The 21,660-nt window shown below is 65.4% G+C and carries 21 protein-coding genes; 13 read left to right on the top strand and 8 right to left on the bottom strand.

What is annotated here, in order from left to right; all coding sequences use genetic code 11:
* Entirely contained in the window at window positions 1-597 is a 597-nt protein-coding gene (locus ACQUSQ_RS11895; RefSeq protein ID WP_435069443.1) for a hypothetical protein, read from the top strand.
* On the opposite strand, the gene ACQUSQ_RS11890 is transcribed toward ACQUSQ_RS11895, so the two are convergent.
* On the bottom strand, window positions 594-1,490 hold the full coding sequence (locus tag ACQUSQ_RS11890) for a DUF7139 domain-containing protein (RefSeq protein WP_435069441.1): 897 nt from the start codon (window positions 1,488-1,490) through the stop codon (window positions 594-596). The genes ACQUSQ_RS11895 and ACQUSQ_RS11890 overlap by 4 nt on opposite strands.
* A gap of 112 nt (window positions 1,491-1,602) precedes the next feature.
* Between ACQUSQ_RS11890 and ACQUSQ_RS11885 the strand changes: the two genes are divergently transcribed.
* Window positions 1,603-1,893: a DUF5789 family protein gene (locus ACQUSQ_RS11885; protein ID WP_435069439.1), complete on the top strand. Its 291-nt coding sequence runs from the start codon at window positions 1,603-1,605 to the stop codon at window positions 1,891-1,893.
* 71 nt (window positions 1,894-1,964) lie between these two features.
* Window positions 1,965-2,393 carry a universal stress protein gene (locus ACQUSQ_RS11880; protein WP_435069437.1) on the top strand — a complete coding sequence of 143 codons (429 nt, stop codon included), beginning with the start codon at window positions 1,965-1,967 and terminating at the stop codon, window positions 2,391-2,393.
* On the opposite strand, the gene nreA is transcribed toward ACQUSQ_RS11880, so the two are convergent.
* The gene (gene nreA, locus ACQUSQ_RS11875; RefSeq protein WP_435069435.1) at window positions 2,390-3,640 is read right to left on the bottom strand and encodes a DNA repair protein NreA; all 1,251 of its coding nucleotides are present in this window, start codon (window positions 3,638-3,640) and stop codon (window positions 2,390-2,392) included. The two genes, ACQUSQ_RS11880 and nreA, sit on opposite strands and share 4 nt — an antisense overlap.
* A gap of 39 nt (window positions 3,641-3,679) precedes the next feature.
* Window positions 3,680-4,645, bottom strand: a complete 966-nt coding sequence (locus tag ACQUSQ_RS11870; protein ID WP_435069433.1) for a transcription initiation factor IIB — start codon at window positions 4,643-4,645, stop codon at window positions 3,680-3,682.
* A gap of 195 nt (window positions 4,646-4,840) precedes the next feature.
* Here ACQUSQ_RS11870 and ACQUSQ_RS11865 point away from each other — a divergent pair, with 195 nt between their 5' ends.
* Window positions 4,841-5,893, top strand: a complete 1,053-nt coding sequence (locus tag ACQUSQ_RS11865) for a PAS domain-containing sensor histidine kinase (RefSeq protein WP_435069432.1) — start codon at window positions 4,841-4,843, stop codon at window positions 5,891-5,893.
* 140 nt (window positions 5,894-6,033) lie between these two features.
* Window positions 6,034-6,720: a metallophosphoesterase family protein gene (locus ACQUSQ_RS11860; protein ID WP_435069430.1), complete on the top strand. Its 687-nt coding sequence runs from the start codon at window positions 6,034-6,036 to the stop codon at window positions 6,718-6,720.
* A 12-nt stretch (window positions 6,721-6,732) separates the two neighbouring features.
* Here ACQUSQ_RS11860 and ppk1 read toward each other — a convergent pair whose 3' ends face one another.
* Both ppk1 and ACQUSQ_RS11850 read right to left on the bottom strand, forming a co-directional pair.
* Window positions 6,733-9,138, bottom strand: a complete 2,406-nt coding sequence (gene ppk1 / locus ACQUSQ_RS11855) for a polyphosphate kinase 1 (RefSeq protein ID WP_435069429.1) — start codon at window positions 9,136-9,138, stop codon at window positions 6,733-6,735.
* A complete protein-coding gene (locus ACQUSQ_RS11850; protein WP_435069427.1) occupies window positions 9,128-9,451 on the bottom strand; it encodes a hypothetical protein in 324 nt (107 codons plus the stop codon). Before ACQUSQ_RS11850 ends, ppk1 begins: the two co-directional genes overlap by 11 nt.
* 196 nt (window positions 9,452-9,647) lie before the next feature.
* Between ACQUSQ_RS11850 and rnhA the strand changes: the two genes are divergently transcribed.
* Complete coding sequence (gene rnhA, locus ACQUSQ_RS11845) at window positions 9,648-10,241, top strand: ribonuclease HI (RefSeq protein WP_435069425.1); 594 nt, start codon at window positions 9,648-9,650, stop codon at window positions 10,239-10,241.
* Window positions 10,234-10,797: a DUF7108 family protein gene (locus tag ACQUSQ_RS11840; RefSeq protein ID WP_435069423.1), complete on the top strand. Its 564-nt coding sequence runs from the start codon at window positions 10,234-10,236 to the stop codon at window positions 10,795-10,797. The genes rnhA and ACQUSQ_RS11840 overlap by 8 nt, the downstream gene beginning before the upstream one ends.
* Here ACQUSQ_RS11840 and ACQUSQ_RS11835 read toward each other — a convergent pair.
* Window positions 10,778-11,137 (bottom strand): PadR family transcriptional regulator, encoded by a 360-nt coding sequence (locus tag ACQUSQ_RS11835; protein WP_435069421.1) that lies wholly within the window; start codon window positions 11,135-11,137, stop codon window positions 10,778-10,780. The genes ACQUSQ_RS11840 and ACQUSQ_RS11835 overlap by 20 nt on opposite strands.
* Window positions 11,138-11,452: 315 nt before the next feature.
* Here ACQUSQ_RS11835 and ACQUSQ_RS11830 point away from each other — a divergent pair, with 315 nt between their 5' ends.
* The 5 genes from ACQUSQ_RS11830 to gltB all read left to right on the top strand — a co-directional run bounded on the left by ACQUSQ_RS11830 (window position 11,453) and on the right by gltB (window position 19,989).
* Window positions 11,453-11,986, top strand: a complete 534-nt coding sequence (locus ACQUSQ_RS11830) for an inorganic diphosphatase (RefSeq protein WP_435069419.1) — start codon at window positions 11,453-11,455, stop codon at window positions 11,984-11,986.
* An 85-nt stretch (window positions 11,987-12,071) separates the two neighbouring features.
* Window positions 12,072-13,016: a rhomboid family intramembrane serine protease gene (locus ACQUSQ_RS11825; RefSeq protein WP_435069418.1), complete on the top strand. Its 945-nt coding sequence runs from the start codon at window positions 12,072-12,074 to the stop codon at window positions 13,014-13,016.
* 5 nt (window positions 13,017-13,021) lie between these two features.
* Window positions 13,022-13,783 carry an endonuclease V gene (locus tag ACQUSQ_RS11820; protein WP_435069648.1) on the top strand — a complete coding sequence of 254 codons (762 nt, stop codon included), beginning with the start codon at window positions 13,022-13,024 and terminating at the stop codon, window positions 13,781-13,783.
* 47 nt (window positions 13,784-13,830) lie between these two features.
* Complete coding sequence (gene proS, locus ACQUSQ_RS11815) at window positions 13,831-15,306, top strand: proline--tRNA ligase (protein ID WP_435069416.1); 1,476 nt, start codon at window positions 13,831-13,833, stop codon at window positions 15,304-15,306.
* Window positions 15,307-15,450: 144 nt separating this feature from the next.
* On the top strand, window positions 15,451-19,989 hold the full coding sequence (gene gltB / locus ACQUSQ_RS11810; protein ID WP_435069414.1) for a glutamate synthase large subunit: 4,539 nt from the start codon (window positions 15,451-15,453) through the stop codon (window positions 19,987-19,989).
* Window positions 19,990-20,011: 22 nt separating this feature from the next.
* Here the strand turns inward: gltB and ACQUSQ_RS11805 are convergent, their stop codons facing one another.
* Together ACQUSQ_RS11805 and ACQUSQ_RS11800 are read right to left on the bottom strand one after the other, a co-directional pair.
* Window positions 20,012-20,689, bottom strand: a complete 678-nt coding sequence (locus ACQUSQ_RS11805) for an HD domain-containing protein (protein ID WP_435069412.1) — start codon at window positions 20,687-20,689, stop codon at window positions 20,012-20,014.
* 107 nt (window positions 20,690-20,796) lie between these two features.
* Complete coding sequence (locus ACQUSQ_RS11800; RefSeq protein WP_435069411.1) at window positions 20,797-21,066, bottom strand: hypothetical protein; 270 nt, start codon at window positions 21,064-21,066, stop codon at window positions 20,797-20,799.
* Window positions 21,067-21,159: 93 nt separating this feature from the next.
* Here ACQUSQ_RS11800 and ACQUSQ_RS11795 point away from each other — a divergent pair, with 93 nt between their 5' ends.
* Complete coding sequence (locus ACQUSQ_RS11795) at window positions 21,160-21,660, top strand: GbsR/MarR family transcriptional regulator (protein WP_435069409.1); 501 nt, start codon at window positions 21,160-21,162, stop codon at window positions 21,658-21,660.

The following is a 21,660-nucleotide window of genomic DNA, read 5'->3' as shown; positions in this document are numbered from 1 at the left end:
ATGCCCGAGTGCCGATACTGCGGTGAGACGTTCGACGACGAAGACGCCCACGAGGCACATCTCGAGGGGACGCACGCGGACGAACTCGGCCCAATCGACCGTCGGCGCCTCTCCGTCGACGACGATGACGGTGGGATTAGCCTCCGATTGGCCGCGCTCGGCGTCGTCATCCTCCTCGCGGGCGTCGTGGTGGTGTATGCGACGCTCATGGGAAGCGACGGGGCGGGACGCGTCATCGAACCCCGAGACACCGGGGCCGTCCACTACCACGGGACCATCAACGTGACAATCGACAACCAGTCGGTCGGTTTCAGTCAGCAACGCTTCCAGTACGAATCCACGGGCGTCGACGCCTTCCACTTCGAGGACGGGGACGGCTCGCAGTGGCACGTCCACGCCCGGAGCGTCACGCTCCAGTGGGCGATGGCGACGGTCGGTCTCGAAGTGAACGAGGGGACGGTGACCGTCGACGGAACGACCTACGGCGACGACCCGGGCGAGACGTCTATCGTCGAAGTCGACGGTGCGGAAGTCGAGCCGTCGACGTACATTCTGCAGGAAGGCGACCACATCCGAATCGTCGTGGCGTCCGACTAGCGCTCGCTCCAGTCTTCACAGGCGTCCATATCGGCCATGACGCCGTCGTGGTAGCCACAGTAGGGCTGGATGCCGCGCTCGGTTCGGACGTACTCGAAGTGTTCGCAGTTGCCGCAGTAGCGGTCGGCGGCGTCGGTCGATGCGCTGGGTGCCGCCGTCGACTTCCAGACCTCGCCGCCGTCGCCGGGCGAATCCGGCGACGCGGGCGACGCCGCCGTCGACCCGCCGCCGGTGGTGGTCGAGACGGAGGTGACTTCGCGAACGGTTTCGTCGTCGGAGCCGCCGTCGCTCATCTGGGGGCTGACGGTGCCGGTCGGTCCCGACGTGGTGCCGCCGAGACCGACCCCGCCCATCGACTTCGAGCGGTCGACTTCGACGACTTTCGTCTCACCCTGTCGCGTCACTTCCATCGTCACGGTGCCGCCGGGGTCGTTTCGCGTCTTGAAGTTGGCGATGCCGACGAACAGACACCAGAAGGTGGTGAGCGCGCCGAGGAAGTAGACGCCGGCGGTCGGAAGCGTCAGGTCGACCATGCCGGGTGCGCAGGTGGCGCCCGACCACCGGCAGGGGTAGGCGTGGGCGAAGAGCGCGACGCCGAGAAGGGCGACGCTGGCGCCGATGCCGGCGGCGGCGCGTGTCGAGCGTTCCGCGGGCAGGACGGCGGAGATGCCGAGGAAGACGGCGGGCACCCCGACGCCGGCGAGGATGCCCCCATACTCGCGAACCTGATAGAGCGTGGTGCCACCGCCGAGCAACACGTCGGTCGTCGCGACGATGATGCCCGCAACGACGAGGACGATACCGGCGACGAACAGAGCCGACCCCGCGTATATCTGTCGGAGACTCGGGCCACTCCGGTCGTCCCCGTGGTAGACCTCCCCGAGACTGGTCATACCCGAGGCTACACCGGCCGCACACAAAACCCTACGTCAGACGGGCGTGTGACGGTACTCGCGCGTCCGCGGGTCCGAAGCCATTAACTCACACCGCGAAGTATCGCTGCGCATGAGCGACGACACGGACGAAGAGGCAGAGCCCGCAGTCGAACTCGGCGAGGGCGACCCGGTCGAGGGCGCACCGCTCGCCAGAGTGGCGTCCCGACTCACTTGGCCCCAAGAGGCGAGTGCCATCCGCCGCAAGGAGGGCGACGCGACCGTTCGCACGCCGGACGGCCCGCGGACGGTTGGCTCGATTCTCGACGACGTCGACGAGACGTACTTCGACACCCGCCAGACCTTCCTGTCGACGGCCCGGTCGGCCATCGGAACGGGCCCGATTCCTACCGCCGAGGAGTGACGGCGCCGCGGACTCTCACCGACTGGTGATTCGCCTGTGGATTTATCCTCACGAGAGCCGTTGGTCCAAATATGGCTACGTTCCGACACATCCTCATCCCGGTCGACGGGAGCGAAGCGTCGACGCGCGCGGCGGAACACGCGTTCGACTTCGTCGCCGACGCGGGCGGCCGCGTGACGGCGCTGTACGTCATCGACATGGGCGACGCCGGCTACGTGGCGGTGCCGAGCGACATCGCCGAAACCAAGGAGCGGATTCGGTCGAAAGGGGAGGAGATAACCGCCGAAATCGAGTCGATGGCCGCCGACGCGGGCGTCGAGTGTGAGACGGCGGTAGTCACGGGCATCGTCGACGAGGCCATCGTCGAGTACGCGAGGGAACACGACGTCGACCTGATAGCGATGGGCAAACACGGCAAGCGCGACCCGGACAAGCCGCTCATCGGCAACACGGCCCGGCGGGTGGTACAGGAGTCGCCGGTACCGGTCCACACGGTTTAGAAGTCAGAGAGCGTCGTCTGGAGGCCGGCAACCATCGCGGACTTGCGGCGGAGCGCCGACAGCGACGTGGGGAGGTAGTCGACGACATCGCGGACGGCGTCGGCGAGCGTCTCGGCGGTGGCGCACTCGCCGTCGAAGGCGTGTCTGACCCCCTCGCGGACCTGCCAGACGCCGGCCGGCCCCCAGTAGTCGTCGGAGACGTGCCGGAGGACGAGACATTTCGCCTGTCGGTTCCGGTCTTCGAGGTGTTCGAGCGCGGCGAGTCGGGCGGCGTGATACGCGCCCGCCGTCTCCTCGACGTAGTCCGTCCGCCCCTCGTACCCCTCGCGGTCGGACGCGAGCCACATTCCCGCCTCGGGGTCGGGGTTCCAGACGCTTCCCGGCGCTTTCAGTTCGACGAGTTCGTACTCCCACTGGCCGGGCGCGAGCAACACCCAGTAGGCGTTGCCGAGGAACTCGTTGCGGTGAATCTCCACCTCGTTCACGCTCTGGGCGTCTCGGAGCGACCCGCGGAGGAACTGGCCGACGGTGTCGTCGACGGCGGTAATCGACCACCGCGTCGGGACGAGTCGGCGGTTCTCGCTCTGGCCGAGCGCCCCCGCCGAGAGGATGGTGTTCACGTCGTAGACGTCGAACCCGCGGCGATAGAGGTAGTTGATGGCGCCCTCGGCGCGCCAGTCGTCGTCCTCCAGCGTCTTCTCCACCGCGCGGGGGACGTGAGGGTTCTCGCCGAGCGTCGCCGACCGAGCGCTGGCGCTGGGACCGGTGGGCGTCGAGACGCCGTCGGCGTCGAACTGAACCTGCGGGTCGCCATCGAGGCCGATTTCGACGTCGACTGGGCGGTCCGCGATGGCGACTTCGCGCCCGACGCCGACGAAACCGTCCCACGTGTCGTGGACGTCGACGGGCGACGACCGGCGGGAGTTGAGCAGACTCGTCCGCCGGCGAAACACCTCGGTCAGGTCGACGCCCTCGTCGTACCACTCGCCGCTGGTGGCGAAGCGAGCGGCGTCGCCCTCGTTGCCGACGGGCGAGAGGATGCCCGTCGAGACGTTCGGGTAGTTGGACTGGCCGACGAAGATGGAGGGCGAGACGCTACCGACGATTGAATCGCCGGACACCGTCTGCTCGATGCGGTCGGCGACCGACTCGACGTGGTCGAGGATTTCGTAGGATTTCTCCTGTGCGAGGCGCCGTCGCTCGGCGCGTTCGTTTGCCTCGATGTCGATGAACTCGTCGAGGCGCATACCGACGCTACTGCCCGCCGTGGCTTGATACTGTCGGGTCTAACTGTGGATGCCCATGGCCTCGATTTGCTCCTGATACCGGTTGCGGATGGTGACTTCCGTCACCTGCGCCACATCAGCGACTTCGCGCTGGGTCTTTTTCTCGTTACAGAGCAGGGACGCGGCGTAGATGGCGGCGGCGGCGTAGCCCGTTGGCGACTTGCCCGAGAGCAGGCCCTTCTCCGCCGTCGTCTCGATGATTTCGTTGGCCTTCGACTGCACCTCCTCGCTCAGTTCGAGTTCGGAGCAAAAGCGCGGGACGTACTTCTTCGGGTCGACCGGCTTCATCTCCAAGCCGAGTTCCTGCGAGATGTAGCGGTAGGTGCGCCCGATTTCCTTGCGTTCGACCCGTGACACTTCGGAAATCTCCTCCAGCGAGCGGGGAATGCCCTCCTTGCGACAGGCGGCGTAGAGCGCGGCGGTGGCGACGCCTTCGATGGAGCGCCCGCGAATCAGGTCCTCGTTGAGCGCACGTCGATAGATGACCGACGCCACCTCTCGAACCGACCGCGGCACGCCGAGCGCCGAGGCCATGCGGTCGATTTCGCTCAGCGCGAACTGCAGGTTGCGCTCGCCCGCGTCTTTCGTTCGGATTCGCTCCTGCCACTTCCGCAGGCGGTGCATCTGCGAGCGCTTCCGGGACGAAATCGAGCGGCCGTAGGCGTCCTTGTCCTTCCAGTCGATGGTCGTCGTCAGCCCCTTGTCGTGCATCGTCTGCGTGGTCGGCGCCCCCACGCGCGACTTCTCCTGTCGTTCCTTGTGGTTGAACGCCCGCCACTCCGGACCGGGGTCGATTTGCTCCTCCTCGATGATGAGTCCAGTCTCTTCGTGAATCAGTTCGCCGTCAGCCGTCCTGACGAGGTCCTCGGGGTCGAGGTCGTCGAGGTCGACGTCCTCGTCGGACTCCTGCTCGTCCTCGCCCTGCCATCGCGTCCGGTCGTCCCGCTGGCGGGTGGGCCGTGTCATCGCGTTTTTATAGTCGTACTTTGCTGGTACTTAATTCCTTGGTCGGTGCGGTGGTCGTCGAGACGCGAGCACGGTCCTGAACCACGAACGCGACGGTCACCGTCAGAGTCGTCTCCCGACCCACCAGTATGTAGAGCACTATATACTGTTCATAGTAACAACGAAACGCGGTTCGGCTGTCGGGGAAGTCGTCGCATGTCCTCTCAAGAGCGGTTCGAACTGGCACCGGAACACGATACACATCACACCGGTATCGCGCTGTACGACCCGACCGACGGGTCGATTTTGGACGCCAACGAACGGCTGGAGGCGATGTTCGGATACACAACCAGCCAGTTACGGGACCTCTCTGTCGCGGAGTACACCGCAAACACGCACCCGTACTCCGAGTCCGAGTTTCAGGACCGACTGCAGGCGAGCGCCGCTGGGGACCCACAGAAGTTCACGTGGCGCGTCAAGCGAGCTGATGGAGTTCTCATCTGGGTCCAGCTGTTCGCGTCTCGCCGGCAATTCGGCGGACAGAGCTGCGTTCAAGCGGAGATTCGAGACATCACGGAGTACTACGAGACGTACCACCGGGCGGAGCTATTCTGGCGGCTACTCCGACACAACTTGCGAAACGAGGCCGCCGTCATCTTGGGATACATGGACCGCATCGGCGCCCACGCCGAGACGGAGGCGATACGGGACGTGGTCGCAACCGTTCGGGAACGGGGCGAGAACCTCGGCAACATGGCCGAGTCGGTCAAGGAGATCGAGGAGGCGGTGACGGACACCGAGACGGACTGCGCCCGCCGCCGCGCGACGGAAGCGGTCAGGGAAGTCGTAAACGACGTCACGAGCGACTACCCCGCCGCGAAGGTGTCTATCGCCGAGCGGGCGGAGATGTGGATAGACATCGACGACGCGTTCACGCACGCGCTCACACACGCGCTCGAAAATGCCATCATCCACAGCGACGAGCGAGCACCGACCGTCGACGTCGAAATCGGGCCGTCGCCGAACACGGGTCGGGTCGAGATTTGTATCACGGATTCGAACGCGGAGATTCCAGAGGAGGAACTGGCGGCGCTGTTCGCCCCGAGCGAAACTACGAACACGTCCCACGGCTCCGGAATCGGGCTGTTCGTGATGAAGTGGTGTGCCGAATCGCTCGGCGGCGAGATTTCGTTCGAGACACGGGAGCCACGGGGCAACGCCGTCTATCTCTACTTCCCGCCGAAGGAGAGCCCGAAGACGGCGGCGTAGACTCGGTGTCGGTCATCCGACGTCGCCGCCCGAGAGATACATAGCCGTATTGTCGGCTATTAGAAAGCGCTTACCGTGGACACGGGGTAGGCGTATCCGAGACCCGACGACCGCTCGTGCGGCCGTCGACCCAGAGTGCAATGAACACGCCACCCCAGTTTAGCGACGACGTGGAATCACATCACGACCGATTCGACACCGACGCATACGCCGACATCTACGTCGTCGGGGACGTCCACGGAAGCCGAGCGACGCTCGAAGCGCTCCTCGAAAATCTGGATTTGGGTCCCGACGACCTCGTGATGTTCGTCGGCGACCTCATCAGAAAAGGCCCGGACAGCCCCGGCGTCATCGACCTGGTCCGCGACGACCCGCGTCTCGTCAGCATCCGCGGCAACAACGAGCAGAAAATCGTCCGCGGCGACAGAGCGCCCGCGTGGCTCAGGGAGGGCGACCGAGCGTATCTCGAATCGCTCCCCGTCGTCATCTCCTTCGACGACGCCCTCGTCGTCCACGGCGGCGTCGACCCGGAGCGAACCCTCGACAGCCACACCGTCGAGGAACTGCTGACGATGCGTTCGCCACACGGCGATGGGTACGACGGCCCATTCTGGTACGACACCTACGACGGACCGTACCGCGTCTTCTTCGGGCACACCGTCCACGACCGCCCGGTCGTACTGGACCACGCCGTCGGCCTCGACACCGGGTGTGTCTACGGCGGGACACTCACCGCGTACGACTACCGAAACGACGAGTTCGTCACCACGGACCCGGCGACGACACACCAGCGTCGCGAGGATTCGAAAGTCGTCGACCCGATTTGAGGCGGTCGACCCCTACTCGTACTCCGCTCGAAGGCGGCGGCGCGCCCCATCACGCGTTTTGAAGTAGCGTCGCCGGCCGTCGGTCGTTCGAACCGCCCAGTCGTAAGTGTCGCTGTCGGGCCGATACCAGTGCTCGGCGTACGCGTCGAACGGAGAGCGGTCCCCGCCGTCCGAGTGTGGCCGTGTGTCGGGCGTCACGTCGGAGTCGTCGGATATCTCGGGGGCGGCGGACGCGTCGGTTGCCGCGACACCCTCGACGAGGAGGTCCGATTCCCGGTCCGTGTCGACTGTGATTCCCGGTCCGTCACCGGAGTCGAGGGCAGTCTCCACGGCCGCCATCAACCCCTCTTGGACGTCCCGGACCGGGTCGCCGTCGGGCGACACCTGCTCGTAACTACCGTCGGACTGCATCACCCATCGGCGGCGGTTGTCCGCGAGCGACGTCTCCAGAATGAACCGGAGTTGTCGGCGCAGGTCCGTGGCTTCGACGGGCGTGACGGCCTCGACTCGGTAGTCGAGATTTCTGGTCATCCAGTCGGCCGAGCCGATGTACCACTCCGGGTCGCCCCCGTTCTCGAAGTAGAATATCCGCGAGTGTTCGAGAAAGCGGCCGACGATGGAGTGGACGGTGATGTTCTCGCTCACGCCGTCGATACCGGGACGGAGTCGGCAGATGTCCCGGACCAGCAGGTCGATTTCGACGCCGGCTCTCGACGCCCGGTAGAGCTCTTCGACCATCGCCGGGTCTTCGAGGCCGTTTACCTTCACGACGATTCGCGCCCGCCTGCCGGCGCGGGCGTGGTCGGCCTCCCGCCGAACCATGTCGGTGAAGCGCTCGCGCATCGTCACGGGCGCAATCAGGAGCTTCCGGAAGCGGTCGTCGAGCGTCGGCCCGGTGAAGAAGTTGAAGACCTTGGTGAGGTCGAACCCGATGTCGCGGTCGGCGGTGAACAGCCCGAGGTCGGAGTACCCCTTCGCAGTCCCGGAGTGATAGTTGCCGGTCCCGACGTGAGAGTAGAGTTGGACGCCGTCCTCTTCCTGTCGGACGACGAGTGCCGTCTTGGTGTGGGTCTTCAGGCCCACGGTGCCGTAGGCGACGTGGATGCCCTTCTCTTCGAGCTGTCGAACCCATTCGAGGTTGTTCTTCTCGTCGAATCGGGCCTTGAGTTCGACCATGACCGCCACCTGCTTGCCGTTGTCGGCGGCGTCGATGAGGCTCTGGACGACCTTCGAGTCACTCGCCGTGCGGTAGATGGCGGCCTTCACCGCGAGCACGTCGGGGTCGGTCGCCGCCGCGTCGAGAAACCGCTGGACCGTCCCCTCGAACGAGTGATAGGGGTGGTGGGCGAGGATGTCGCCGGACCGAATCTCGCTGAAGATGTTCGTCGCGCCGTCCCGGTCGTCGCTCGCGACGGGACCCAGTCGGGGGTGTGTCTTCGGCGTCCACGACGGCAGTTTGAGGTCGGGGCGGTCGAGTTCGGTCAGTTCGAAGAAGTCCTCGAAATCTATCGGCCCCTCGCGAGCGAACACCTCTCGGTCCTCGACGCCGAGTTGCTCCTTGAGTATGGAGCGTGACTTCGCGGGCATATCCGCGTCGACCTCCAGCCGAACGACCGTCGCGAAGCGTCGCTGTTCGAGAACCTCCTCGACCATGTCGATGAGGTCTTCGGCGATTTCCTCGTCGCGCCGGACTTCCGCGTTCCGCGTCACTTTGAACTTCGACACGTCGCGAATGTCCAGATTCGGGAGCAACAGGTCGAGGTTGGCCTCGATGAGGTCCTCGATGAGCACGTACTGCTCCGTCTCGTCGGGGACCGGAATCAGCCGCGGCTGATTCGGCGGTATCTTGATGCGGGTGAAGGTCGGGTCGTCGGCGCCGTCCGAGGAGAGCACCGCGAGCGAGAGGGAGAGATTCGAGATGAAGGGGAAGGGATGTGCCGGGTCGAACGCGAGCGGCGTCAGCGTCGGCAGTATCGACTCCTCGAAACTCGTTCGCAGTCGCTCCTGCGTGTCTCGGGAGAGGTCGTCGGGCGCGGAAATGTCGATGCCCGCATCCGCGAGCGTCGGTTTCAGGACAGTTTGCCAGTACTCGGACTGCTGTCGAAAGAGCGGGCGGGCGGTGTCGAGCACCTCGACCCACTGCTGTTCCGGCGTCCGTCCGTCGGGCGTCGTCTCGGTCACGCCGGCGTCGATTTGTTGTTTGAGTCCCCCGACGCGCTTCATGAAGAACTCGTCGGTGTTTTTTGTGAAGAAGGCGAGAAACCGGAGTCGTTCGAGCGGCGGGTTCCGGTCGTCCATCCCCTCACGAAGGACGCGTTCCTGAAACGCGAGTTCCGAAAGCTCCCGATTGAGATAGTAGTCGGGGTCTGTCAGGTCTGGCGACACGGACTCACTTGACGGCGACCGCTCAGTCGTCATCGGTCTGGGAGAGTGTGGCTCCGGCCGTCTGAGCGGCCGGTACGGGTACGTCCTCCGGGAGCCACGTCGCGGTCGGCTGTCGCCACGCTTCGACCGGCAGGCGGTCGATGTCGTCCCCCGAGACGAGTATCTCGAGCGCCTCGTAGGTGATTTGATGGGCCCGAATCGCGGCCTTGCTCTCGGAGAGCTGGTGGGTTCGGAGATGCCGCTTCGCCGTCGAAATGATATCCGTCTTCGAGTGGTCGCTTCGTCTTCCGTCCAAGGCTCGCACGGCGTCACAGACTGGACAGCTGAGGAGTACGGCTCGTGACACGAGTAACAGACTCGGATTCCGGTACAAGAACCCCGATTAATAGGCCTATTTCCGGATATATAGCGCCCGAGTGTCGAATAATACTCGATATAGATGTACGGTTGCACATCCAACCGGCGAGTCCCCCCGCACCGGAGGGTAGGCGACGGGTCGCTGGAACGAACGGCCTTTGAGTCGGCTCCACGAACCCCCGCTAATGCCGACTATCGACTGTGACCCCGAGGTGGCGCGTCAGCGGCTTGAGGAGGCCGGCATCGACGTCACGGAAGGGAACACGGACCACGAGCGCTGGCGGGCGGAGCGCGGCGACGCCGTCGCGGTTGCCTACGACGAGACGGTGGTCGTTCAGGGGTCGCGGCCCGCGGACCTGACGGCGCTGCTCTCGGATGCGGGCGGGCGAGCCCACGTCTACTTCGACGGGGCGAGTCGCGGCAACCCCGGCCCCGGCGCCATCGGGTGGGTCATCGTCTCGGGCGACGGCATCGTCGACGAGGGCGGCGACACCATCGGGCGGACGACGAACAACCGCGCGGAGTACGAGGCGCTGATTCGGGGGCTGGAGGTGGCCCGCGACCACGGTTTCGACGAGATAGACATCCGCGGCGACTCGGAGCTCATCGTCCGGCAGGTGCGCGGGGAGTGGAACACGAACGACCCGGACCTCCGCGAGCGCCGCGTCCGGGTACGGGAGTTGCTCGACGACTTCGACCGGTGGTCGCTGGAGCACGTACCGCGAGAGATAAACGACCGCGCCGACGAACTGGCGAACGAGGCACTCGACGATGACTGAACTGCCACGCGAAACCGTGACGGCAGCAGAGCGCTTGACCCGGCTCGCTCGTCGTGCGGTCGACGACAGGGAGGCGGCGGCGTACGAACGGGACCGCGACGAGCGACTCGCCGAACACGGGTTCACCGCGCGCGTCCGCGAGAGCGACGACACGCTCGTCCTCCATCCAGCGACGTGGCTGGAGGACGGGACGGTCCAGATGGACCGCATCGAGGACACGGACCGGGCGGTTGAGGTGTCGCTGTCGGGGAGCGGCGACGCCGAAGAGTGGGAGACGGTCGAGGAGCACAACACCGACGTGGTCGAGCGCGTCGAAGAACGGGCGGGCGAGATACACGCGGAGAACGCCCGCGCCTTCGCCGACTTCATGGGCAATCACTACTCGCGCCGGGTGGAGACGGCGACGGCGGCGGAGCTAGAGGAGTTCCTCCGCGAGTACTATCCGCGGAACGCGTGGCCGAGCGACGAACAGCAGGCGGCGGTGACGCAGTCGCTCGAGTACGTGTTCGAAGTGACAGAAACAGCGATGCCCGACGTTACTGCTGTGCGTCGATAAGGTCGCGAACCGAGTCGGCTCGGTCCTCGTCGGTGACGAACTTCGAGAGCTCCCAGTTCAGACGGTTGAGGACGGCGTCTTCACCGTCCTCGGTCAGTGCGTACTGGTTCGTCCGCTTGTCGAGTTCGCTCTTCTCGACGAGTCCCATCTCGACGAGGTCATCGAGATTGGGGTACAGACGCCCGTGATTGACTTCGGTTCCGTAGTAGTCTTCGAGCTGTCGTTTGATAGCCAGTCCGTACATCGCCTCCTCCGAGAGGATGACGAGGATGTTGTGCTGGAAGGCCGTGAGGTCGCGAACGATGCCGGGGTCGTTAGTTACTGCTTGTGCCTCTGACATACTTATAGACATGTCACGGGGATATTTAACGCTTCTCAACTCTTCTGTCTGCGCAGCCTACAGCGCCCCTACCTCGGTAATCCAACGTTATCCAGTTTAGACATATCGGTCATCGAACCAGTCATACGGCGCGAATTCGACGACTGCCCGGTCGTCGCCATCTGGCTCGGCGCGTGCCCGGTACGGGGCGGTTGACCGAGGCGGTCGACCGCTCGAAGTAGTCAGCTACTCTCAGAAGCGGCTGCTCATGTACCTTTTCATTCGTGTTGCCCGAAACCCGAAAGGACTATTGTCCGCTTCGGCCGTCGTATCGGTATGGTGAATCTGTGGCAAGACCTCGAGCCCGGTCCGAACCCGCCCGAGACGATTACGGCAATCGTCGAGTGTCTGAAGGGCGAGCGCAACAAGTACGAGTACGACAAGGACGTGCCCGGCGTCGTTCTCGACCGCGTCCTCCACAGCAACGTCCACTACCCGAGCGACTACGGGTTCATCCCCCAGACGTACTACGACGACGAGGACCCCTTCGACGTGATGGTGCTGGTCGAGGACCAGACGTTCCCCGGCTGTGTCGTCGAAGCCCGCCCCGTCGCGCTCATGAAGATGGACGACGACGGCGAGCAAGACGACAAGGTCATCGCGGTACCGACCGAGGACCCGCGGTTCGACCACATCGAGGACATCGACGACATCCCCCAGCAGACCCTCGACGAGATTGACGAGTTCTTTGCCACGTACAAGAACCTCGAAGAAGGCAAGGAAGTCGAGACGCTGGGCTGGGAGGACAAGGCAGCGGCGAAAGACGCCATCGAACACGCCATCGACCTCTACGACGAGCAGTTCGCCTGAGGCGCGCTCGGTCGGTGAGACGGCCGCGAGCCGTCGCCGCCAGCGAACGAACCCCTTTTTGTCGCCGCCGCTGTTAGTGGCGGTAATGGCTCAGTGCGACGAGTGCGGCAGCCACGAGAACCTGCCGTATCAGTGTCGGCGCTGCGGCGGGACGTTCTGTTCCGAACATCGATTACCGGAGAATCACGACTGCCCCGGACTGAACGAGTGGGACGACCCGTCGGGCGTGTTCGACAGCGGCTTCGACGACAGCGTGCAGAACGCGGGCAGTAGCCAGAGCGTCGCCGACCGACTCAAGTCGCTGACGGGACGCGGTGGCCCCCTCGGCTACCTCCGCGGCAACGTCGCGTACCTGTTTCTCGGCCTCATGTGGGTCACCTTCGCCCTCCAGTTCCTCGTCGAGGGGCTGGTCGGGAGCGAGGCGATGCAGACGCTCTTTGTCCTGCGCTCGGACCACCTCACCTACGTCTGGACGTGGTTCACCTCCATCTTCGCTCACGGAAGCCTCATCCACATCGCTGGCAACAGCATCGTGCTGTACTTTTTCGGCCCGCTCGTCGAGCGCTACGCCGGGTCGAAGCGATTCGCCGCCCTGTTTCTCGTCAGCGGCGTCCTCGCGGGCCTCGGGTTCGTCCTCGCGAGCATCGCGCTCGGCGCCGCCGCCGTCTCCGTCGTCGGCGCCAGCGGCGCCATCTTCGCCGTTCTCGGGGTCCTGACGGTTCTCAACCCCGGCCTTCGCATCTATCTGTACTTCATCATTCCCATTCCGCTGTGGCTGTTCACCGCTGGCTTTGCGGTCATCTCCGTGCTCTTTTTCCTCTCGCCGCAGGCCGCCTCCTCGGCCAATCAGGCGAACGTGGCCCACCTCGCGCACCTGATTGGGCTGGTGATAGGACTGGCGTACGGAAAGCGAATCAAGCAGCCCCGGCGGGTCCCTGACCGGTTGACGTTCGGTGGTGGTCCCGGCGGTCCGGGCGGTCCGGGCGGCCCCGGCGGTCCGGGTGGCCCCGGCGGCCCCGGTCGGCGGTGACACTCGTGCAACCCGTCCGCCCCGAGTTCGTCCCCGACCCCGACCAGTCCCGCGAGGAGATGGAGGCGCTCCAGCGAGCGGTCGCCGACGCCGCGACGTTCGCGGACGACTTCGAGTTCGACCCCGCCGCCGTCTCCGTCGCCAGCGACGCGTCGCTCACGGGCGACCGGCCGGTCGTCGCGGGTGTCGACCAAGCCTTTCTCGACGACCGGGCGGTCAGCGCCATCGTGTGTCTGCGCGGCGGCGAGGTAATCGAGCGGACGAGCGCCGTGACCGACCTCTCGATACCCTACGTTCCCGGGTTGCTCTCCTTCCGCGAGGGTGGTCCCATCCTCGACGCGTTCGCGTCGCTGTCGGTCGACCCGGACCTCGCTCTCTTCGACGGGAGCGGGCGCATCCACTTCCGGCAGGCGGGGCTGGCGACGCACATCGGCACGGTCCTCGACGTACCGAGTATCGGCGTCGCGAAGAACCTCCTCTGTGGCCGGGTCGAGGCCGACGTCGACGGCCGGCCGGCGGGGTGGCGCGCGCCCGTCCGCGCCGACGACCGGGTCGACGCGCCCGAGGGGACGGTTCTCGGCTACGCCTACCAGTCGCGACAGTACGACTCGAACCCGGTCATCAACCCGCTGTACGTCAGTCCGGGCCATCGCGTGAGCGCCGAGACGGCCGTCGACCTCGTCGAGCGCCTGTGTGCGGGCTACAAGTTGCCGGAGCCGACGCGACTGGCCGACTCGTACGCCGACGAGTGCAAGCGAGAGCTGTGAGGGGGCTTCGGACGTTTTAAGCCGTATCTCGCTCGTAGCCCACGGTAATGAGCGACGAGCAAGAACTCGGCATCACCGAGTCGAAAGAACACAGCACCGGGGAGTGGTACGCCGAAGTCGTCCGGAAGGCCGGCCTCGCGAACTACGGCCCGGACGGCATGAGTGGATTCATCATCACGCGCCCGCGCGGGTACGCGCTCTGGGAGGCGGTTCAGGACGCGCTCGACACCCGATTCAAGGCAACGGGCGTCCAGAACGCCTACTTCCCGATGCTCATCCCCGAATCCTATCTCGAACGCGAGAAGGACGTGGTCGAGGGGTTCGACCCGGAGGTGGCGTGGGTCACCCACGGCGGCTACGAGGAACTGGAGGAGCGACTCGCCGTCCGCCCGACCAGCGAGAGCATCATCGCGCCGTACATGAGTCAGTGGGTGCGGAGCCACCGCGACCTGCCCCTCCGCGTCAACCAGTGGTGTAGCGTGGTCCGGTGGGAGGCCACGGAGACGAAGCCCTTCTTCCGAACCAAGGAGTTCCTGTGGCAGGAGGGTCACACCGCGCACGCGAGCGAGGAAGAAGCGTGGTCGGAGACGACGACCCGCCTCGACCAGTACGAGGAGGTGTACGAGGACGTCCTCGCCATCCCGGTGTTGCGGGGGAAGAAGCCGGAACACGACAAGTTCCCCGGCGCGGACACGACGACGACGGTGGAGGCGCTGATGCCCGACGGCAAGTCGGTACAGGGGGCGACGAGCCACTACCTCGGCCAGAGCTTCGCCGAGGCCTTCGACATCACCTACACGGACGAAGACGAGGAGGAGCGCGTGGCCCACACTACCTCGTGGGGGCTGTCGTGGCGGGCGCTCGGTGCGCTCATCATGACCCACAGCGACGACCAAGGGCTGGTCCTGCCGCCGACGGTCGCACCCGAACAGGTCGTCATCGTCCCCATCTGGCAGGCGGAGACGAAAGACGACGTGCTGGAGTACGCGGAGGGTATCGCGGACGACCTGCGCGGAGCGGGCGTCCGCGTCGAACTCGACGACCGCGACGGGCGCAATCCGGGCTTCAAGTTCAACGAGTGGGAGCTGAAAGGCGTCCCGCTCCGAATCGAAGTGGGACCGAACGAAGTCGAGGAGGACTCGGTGACGCTCGTCCACCGACCGGACGGGGAGTCGACGAGCGCCGACCGCGAGGGACTGGTCGACACCGTCCACGACCACTTCGATACGGTGTACGCGAAACTCTACGCGAACGCGGAGGAGACGCTGGAGGGGAGCGTCCGCGAGGCGACGGACCGCGCGGACATCCTCGGCACCATCGGCCAGCACGGCGGGTACGTGAAGGCGCCGTGGTGTGGCGACGAGGCCTGCGAGGCGGAGGTCAAAGACCAACTGGCCGCCGAAATCGTCCTCGTGCCCTTCGAGGGCTCCGAGAGCGACACCGAGCCGATTCACGAGGGCGAGACGTGTGCGCTCTGTGACGACGAAGCGGTCGAGACGGCGTATTTCGCCCAGTCGTACTGACCGCCCGTCCGGCCAAATTAATCATTATACATGTTCGCTAAGGTGATGCAGTGTATTAGTATGATATATATTACCTTGTATGTGGTTAGTGAAGTCATACGGTAACAGGGACAGGCTGATAAGTGGGAACATAGAAGGGGGTTTATGACCAAGCCGCGGAGAGGCGCCCACGCCGATCAGCAGGGGCTGGCTGACCCCGTAGACGACAAATCGAACTGCGGTGTAGGCGTCGTTCTCGACCTCGAAGGCGGCGACTCGCACGAGACCGTCGCCGACGGTATCGAACTGCTCATCAACCTCGAACATCGGGGCACGACGGGCGCCGAGGAGGCGACCGGCGACGGTGCCGGTATCATGATTCAGCGACCCGACGAGTTCTTCGACGGCGTCGTCGACGCCGACCTCCCCGAGACGTACGCGGTCGGCTCGGTGTTCATGCCGCAGGACGGCGCCGCTCGACAGGGCCTGATGACTATCTTCGAGCGGACGCTGGCCGAACACGACCTCGACGTGTTCCACTGGCGGGACGTGCCGACGGACAACCACGAACTCGGGCAGACGGCGCTCGACTCGGAACCCGACGTCTACCAGCCGTTCATCCGCCCGGAGACTGAGATGGACGACGAGGCGTTCGACCGCGCGCTCTACGTCGCTCGACGCGCCGTCGAGAACGAAATCGACGACCTCGATTCGGCTGGCGCCGGCCGGTTCTACATCTGCTCGCTCGACCGCGAGACGCTCGTCTACAAGGGGCTTCTCAAGGCGACACAGCTCCCGACGTACTACCCGGACCTCGTCGACGAGCGCGTGAAGTCGACGCTTGTCCTCGTCCACGCGCGCTTCTCGACGAACACGCTCGGGGCGTGGCATCTCGCCCACCCCTATCGGAACATCATCCACAACGGCGAGTTCAACACTATCCGTGGCAACATCAACTGGATGCGGGCCCGCGAGACGGACCTCGAACATCCGGACTTCGGCGACGACATCGACACGCTGAAGCCCATCATCAACGACCCGAACCAGAGCGACACGGCCTCCGTCGACAACGCGCTCGAACTGCTCATGCAGGGCGGGCGTGACCTCCCCCACGCACTCCGGATGCTCATCCCCGAGGCGTTCCGCAAGGACGACGAGATGAGTCAGGAGCGCAAGGACTTCTACGACTACCACGCGAGCCTCGTCGAGCCGTGGGACGGCCCGGCGCTCGTCGTCGGCACCGACGGCGACCGCATCGCCGCCGCCCTCGACCGCAACGGGCTTCGCCCCTGCCGGTACGACGTGACCGAGGACGGCCGCTTCATCATGGCCAGCGAGGCCGGCGCGCTCGACACCGACCCCGCGGACATCGAGGAGCGACATCGCCTCCAGCCCGGTCAGTTGCTCGTCGCCGACCCCGAACGGGGCGAAGTCGTCCCCGACGACGACGTGTTCGACGACCTGACCGACGAGAAGTACGGCGAGTGGGTCGAGCAAGAGCAACAGCATCTCGACCCCGGCGCCGAGACGGACTACGAGCCACGTGGCGAAGTCGATTCGCTTCGCGCCCAGCAGGCGGCCTTCGGCTACACCTACGACCAACTCGAACACCTCGTCGAACCGATGGCCGAAGACGGCAAGGACCCCGTCGGCTCGATGGGCGACGACACGCCGCTGTCGGTCCTCTCCGACTTCAACCGCCCGCTGTTTACCTACTTCAAACAGCTGTTCGCACAGGTGTCGAACCCGCCAATCGACTACATCCGCGAGGAACTGGTGACGAGTCTGGAGTCCCGGCTCGGTCCCCAGCGCAACCTCCTCGACGAGACGCCGGAACACGCCCGACAGCTCGTCGTCGACTCTCCAGTCCTGACCGACGGGCAGATGGCAGACATCAAAGACTACGACGGCGAGTTCTCCTCGACGGTCGTCGACATGACCTATGAGAAGGGGACGGACCTCGAACGGGCGGTCGAGGACCTGCGGCGCGACGCCCGCGAGGCCATCGAGGCCGGTGCCGACATCGTCGTGCTCTCGGACCGCAACGCCGGCCCGGACCGCGTCCCCATCCCGAGTCTGCTGGCGATGGGCGGCGTCCACCACGCGCTGGTTCGGAACGGCCTCCGAAATCACGCCGGTCTGGTAATCGAGTCCGGCGACCCGCGCGAGGTCCATCACCTCGCGACGCTCATCGGCTACGGCGCCGACGCGGTCAACCCCTACCTCGCCTACCAGAGCATCAGCGACGTCGTCGCCGGCCCGGACGGGGCCGACGAGGACGCGGCCATCGCGAACTACAAGAAGGCCCTCGAAGACGGCCTCCTGAAGACGATGGCGAAGATGGGCATCTCCACCGTGGAGAGCTATCAGGGCGCCCAGATTTTCGAGGCGGTCGGTCTCTCCTCGGACTTCGTCGCCGAGTACTTCGAGGGGACCGAGATTCGGACGGAGGGTATCGGCATCCCGCAGATAGAGGACGACCTGCTGACGCGACACGCCGTCGCCTACGGCGCCGACCCCGAACTCGAACGGCAGGGCGAGTACGAACATCGCTCGAACGGGATTCACCACAAGTGGAACCCCAAGACGGTCGGCACGCTCCAGCAGGCAGTCCGCTCGGGCAGTTACGAGAAATACACCGAGTTCGCAGACCTCATCAACGAACAGCAGGGAGAGGGGACGCTACAGACGCTTCGCGGACTGCTGGAGTTCGACAGCGACCGCGACCCCGTCCCGCTCGACGAGGTCGAACCGGTCCACGAAATCGTCGAACGCTTCTCGACGGCGGCTATGTCCCTCGGGTCGCTCTCGCCCGAGGCTCACGAGACTAACTCCATCGCGATGAACCGCCTCGGCGGCAAATCCAACACCGGCGAGGGCGGGGAACCGCCGGAGCGTTTCGATACCGAGAAGGAGTGCAACGTCAAGCAGGTCGCATCCGGCCGCTTCGGCGTGACCTCGAACTATCTCTCCTCGGCGGAGGAGATTCAAATCAAGATGGCCCAAGGGTCCAAGCCCGGCGAAGGGGGCCACCTCCCCGGCAAGAAGGTCAACGAGATGATTGCCCACGTGCGCTACTCCACGCCGGGTGTCGGTCTCATCTCGCCGCCGCCGCTGCACGACATCTACTCCATCGAGGACCTCAAACAGCTGATTCACGACCTGAAGACGGCCAACCCCGAGGCCGACATCAACGTGAAACTCGTCGCCGAGGCGGGCATCGGGACCATCTCGGCCGGCGTCGCGAAGGCCAACGCCGACGTGGTTCACATCTCGGGCCACTCCGGCGGGACCGGCGCGTCGCCCAAGACGTCCATCAAGAACGCGGGACTTCCGTGGGAACTCGGCGTCGCCGAGGCCAACCAGATGCTCCGCGCGACGGGGCTGCGTGACCGCATCCGCATCTCCACTGACGGCGGCCTGATGACGGGACGCGACGTCGCCATCGCGGCGCTGCTCGGCGCCGAGGAGTACATCTTCGGCACCTCCAGCCTCATCACCTCCGGCTGTGTGATGGCCCGTATCTGTCACACCAACAACTGCCCGACCGGCGTCGCGACCCAAGACGAGGAACTCCGCGACCGCTTCTCCGGCCAGCCCGAACACGTCATCAACTACATGGTCTTCATCGCGGAGGAACTCCGCGAAATCATGGCCGAACTCGGCTTCCGGTCGGTCGACGAGATGATTGGGCGACCCGGTGTCCTCGAACAGGCAGAGACCGACCACCCCAAGGCCAAACACCTCGACCTGTCGGCCATCATCGCCGAACCCGAGGGTGGCGAGCGCCACAAGGTCCGCGAGCAGAAACACGCGGACATCGCCGAGCACATCGACCACGACCTGATTGGCGAGGCCTCGAACGCCATCGAGGAGGGCGAACCCGTCCACATCCATCAGGACATCTCGAATCAGGACCGCGCAGTCGGCGCCATGCTCTCGAACCGCATCTCCCAGCGCTACGGCGAGAGCGGCCTGCCCGAAGACACCATCTCCTGTTCCTTCGACGGCATCGCGGGACAGAGCTTCGGTGCCTTCCTCGCCAACGGGGTCCGGATGGAACTCGTCGGCGCCGCCAACGACTACGTCGGCAAGGGACTCTCGGGCGGGAAGGTCATCGTCCGCACCCCCGAGACGGCAGCCTACGACGCCGACGAGAACATCCTCGTCGGCAACGTCTGTCTGTACGGCGCCACGCAGGGCGAACTGTACGTCAACGGCCTCGCCGGCGAGCGCTTCGGCGTCCGCAACAGCGGCGTGAAAGCCGTCGTCGAGGGCGTCGGCGACCACGGCTGTGAGTACATGACCGGCGGCGTCGTCGCCGTCCTCGGCGAGACGGGGCGGAACTTCGCGGCCGGGATGTCCGGCGGTGTGGCCTACGTCTACGACCCCGACGGCGACTTCGAAGGCCGAGTCAACAAGGGGATGGTGACCATCCACGACGACCTCGAAGACTCGGACGAGGCGATGCTCCGCCGACTCGTCGAGAACCACGCGGCCTACACCGACAGCGACCGCGCGGCGGCGTTGCTCGAAGACTGGGGCGCCGAAGTGCGGAACTTCACGAAGGTCATGCCCGACGCCTACGCGTCGGTCATCGCGGAGGAGAGCCGCGAAGACGTGCGCGACGAACTGCCCGAACCGGCGTCCGACGCCGGCAGTGCCGAAGTCGACGCTGGAACGGTCCAGACGAGCGACGACTGAGAGAGAACTGTTTTCGGCGGTGTTACGCGTCGTCGATACCCGGCACTTCCGCTTCGAGCCACTCGCGGAACCATTTCACGCGCTTGAGTCGCTGGTGGGCGACGCTCTCGGCGGCGTCGCTCTCGACGCGGCGGGCGGCGTCGCGCCCGCGTTCGAGGACGCGGTCGACCATCTCGCCGGCGTCCATGTGGGTTCGTGATTCGTAGCCCATCCGGAGCAACATCAGGAGGACGCCGTTGGCACCCACCTTGTCGAGGATGTCGGCCTCGATGAGACACTGCGTTTCGAGCGAGACGTCGCTGACCGGTCCCTGATAGGAGTGGTCACGGACGGACTGGGTCACTTGGTCGACGAAGGACGTGGGGTAGTCGCCGCGCGTGGTGAGATACTCGTTGGCGACGCGGGCGCCCTCGTCGGCGTGACGCTCCTGTTCGGCTTCGAGTTTGGCGATGTCGTGAAACAGCGCCGCGACCCGGACCACGTCGACGTCGGCGCCCTCGCGCTGGGCGATGTCCGTCGCCAGTTCGACGACGTTCAACGTGTGGTTGAACCGATACTCGGCGCTGTGCCACGGATACCACCGCATCCGGCCACCGTCGTCCTCGGTTTCGACGCTCGCTGCGAGGTAGTCCGAGACAAAGCCCTTCATCTCCTCGAACGCCTCGTCGGAGACGGCGGATTCCTTTATTTCAACGCCCACGGTCCCACCTCCGTTGCGTTCGTGTTGCTTTCATTGTCGAAAAAAGGAGTGTTCGACTATTAGGCGTTACGACAAGACGAACGCTCTCGGCGGTGCCACGAGGGCGACTATCGGCGGCGAGCGCCGACCGACGCCAGTACCACACAGAGTGCGAGCGCCGCGCCGGGATGGACGACGGCGACGAGGAGCGTGGTCGATAAGGCAAGCACGACCGAGTCACGCTCGACTCGGGCGGCGAGGCGTTCACACCGAGAGCGAGTGGTTGGGGTTGCGGGGGAACACATGGTGAGCGGTCGACGGACGACAGTTCGATGGAGGGCCGAAGCGTGCCCGTCGAGAGCCGGTTTCGGGTCGATTGTTTCGATTGTTCGGCTCATCCCGAACAAACATACCAAACAATTTAATGCTTACGGTCCATCCGGTCGTGACGTGAACGCACGGGGACGCGAGCGCCGGCACGGAGGGTGGCGATGACCGATTCGGACGCGGTCAGGGAGGACGTCATCGAGTCGATGGAGCGGTCGGCGGAAGTGTACGGGCTGAGTCGGAGCGCCGGACGCGTGTACGGCGTCCTGTATTTTGCGTCCGAGCCGCTGTCGATTCCGGAACTGGTAGAGCGGACGGGCTACGCGAAATCGACCATCAGCAACGTGACGCGGAAACTCACGCGTATCGGCCTGCTCCGGCGTCGCTCTTCGGGCGGCGGCGGGCGACGCGTCCAGTTCGAACCCGAGCCGAACCTCTGGTTCGTCGTGCAGGACGTGTGCCAACAGCACGTCGCCAGAGAGATGGGGTCGACGCGGCGGACCCTCGACCGCGCGCTGACACAACTCGACGCCGACGACGACGCGTACGACCGAATCGACGAACTCGCGGCCACCTACGACGAGTTCCAGACGCTGCTGGACCTGTTGATGGACCACCCCATCGAGGAACTCATCGCGGCCATCGAAGCCTACGAGAGCGACTGA

Origin of the sequence: Haloplanus sp. C73, from assembly GCF_051195115.1 — an archaeon.
GTDB lineage: Archaea > Halobacteriota > Halobacteria > Halobacteriales > Haloferacaceae > Haloplanus.
This window is presented reverse-complemented; position numbering and strand designations above follow the sequence as displayed.

Coding starts and splice junctions, on each gene's coding strand:
- ACQUSQ_RS11895 (WP_435069443.1), top strand. CDS start 1: ATGCCCGAGTGCCGATACTGCGGTGAGACGTTCGACGACGAAGACGCC.
- ACQUSQ_RS11890 (WP_435069441.1), bottom strand. CDS start 1,490: ATGACCAGTCTCGGGGAGGTCTACCACGGGGACGACCGGAGTGGCCCG.
- ACQUSQ_RS11885 (WP_435069439.1), top strand. CDS start 1,603: ATGAGCGACGACACGGACGAAGAGGCAGAGCCCGCAGTCGAACTCGGC.
- ACQUSQ_RS11880 (WP_435069437.1), top strand. CDS start 1,965: ATGGCTACGTTCCGACACATCCTCATCCCGGTCGACGGGAGCGAAGCG.
- nreA (WP_435069435.1), bottom strand. CDS start 3,640: ATGCGCCTCGACGAGTTCATCGACATCGAGGCAAACGAACGCGCCGAG.
- ACQUSQ_RS11870 (WP_435069433.1), bottom strand. CDS start 4,645: ATGACACGGCCCACCCGCCAGCGGGACGACCGGACGCGATGGCAGGGC.
- ACQUSQ_RS11865 (WP_435069432.1), top strand. CDS start 4,841: ATGTCCTCTCAAGAGCGGTTCGAACTGGCACCGGAACACGATACACAT.
- ACQUSQ_RS11860 (WP_435069430.1), top strand. CDS start 6,034: ATGAACACGCCACCCCAGTTTAGCGACGACGTGGAATCACATCACGAC.
- ppk1 (WP_435069429.1), bottom strand. CDS start 9,138: ATGACGACTGAGCGGTCGCCGTCAAGTGAGTCCGTGTCGCCAGACCTG.
- rnhA (WP_435069425.1), top strand. CDS start 9,648: ATGCCGACTATCGACTGTGACCCCGAGGTGGCGCGTCAGCGGCTTGAG.
- ACQUSQ_RS11840 (WP_435069423.1), top strand. CDS start 10,234: ATGACTGAACTGCCACGCGAAACCGTGACGGCAGCAGAGCGCTTGACC.
- ACQUSQ_RS11835 (WP_435069421.1), bottom strand. CDS start 11,137: ATGTCAGAGGCACAAGCAGTAACTAACGACCCCGGCATCGTTCGCGAC.
- ACQUSQ_RS11830 (WP_435069419.1), top strand. CDS start 11,453: ATGGTGAATCTGTGGCAAGACCTCGAGCCCGGTCCGAACCCGCCCGAG.
- ACQUSQ_RS11825 (WP_435069418.1), top strand. CDS start 12,072: ATGGCTCAGTGCGACGAGTGCGGCAGCCACGAGAACCTGCCGTATCAG.
- proS (WP_435069416.1), top strand. CDS start 13,831: ATGAGCGACGAGCAAGAACTCGGCATCACCGAGTCGAAAGAACACAGC.
- gltB (WP_435069414.1), top strand. CDS start 15,451: ATGACCAAGCCGCGGAGAGGCGCCCACGCCGATCAGCAGGGGCTGGCT.
- ACQUSQ_RS11800 (WP_435069411.1), bottom strand. CDS start 21,066: ATGAGCCGAACAATCGAAACAATCGACCCGAAACCGGCTCTCGACGGG.
- ACQUSQ_RS11795 (WP_435069409.1), top strand. CDS start 21,160: ATGACCGATTCGGACGCGGTCAGGGAGGACGTCATCGAGTCGATGGAG.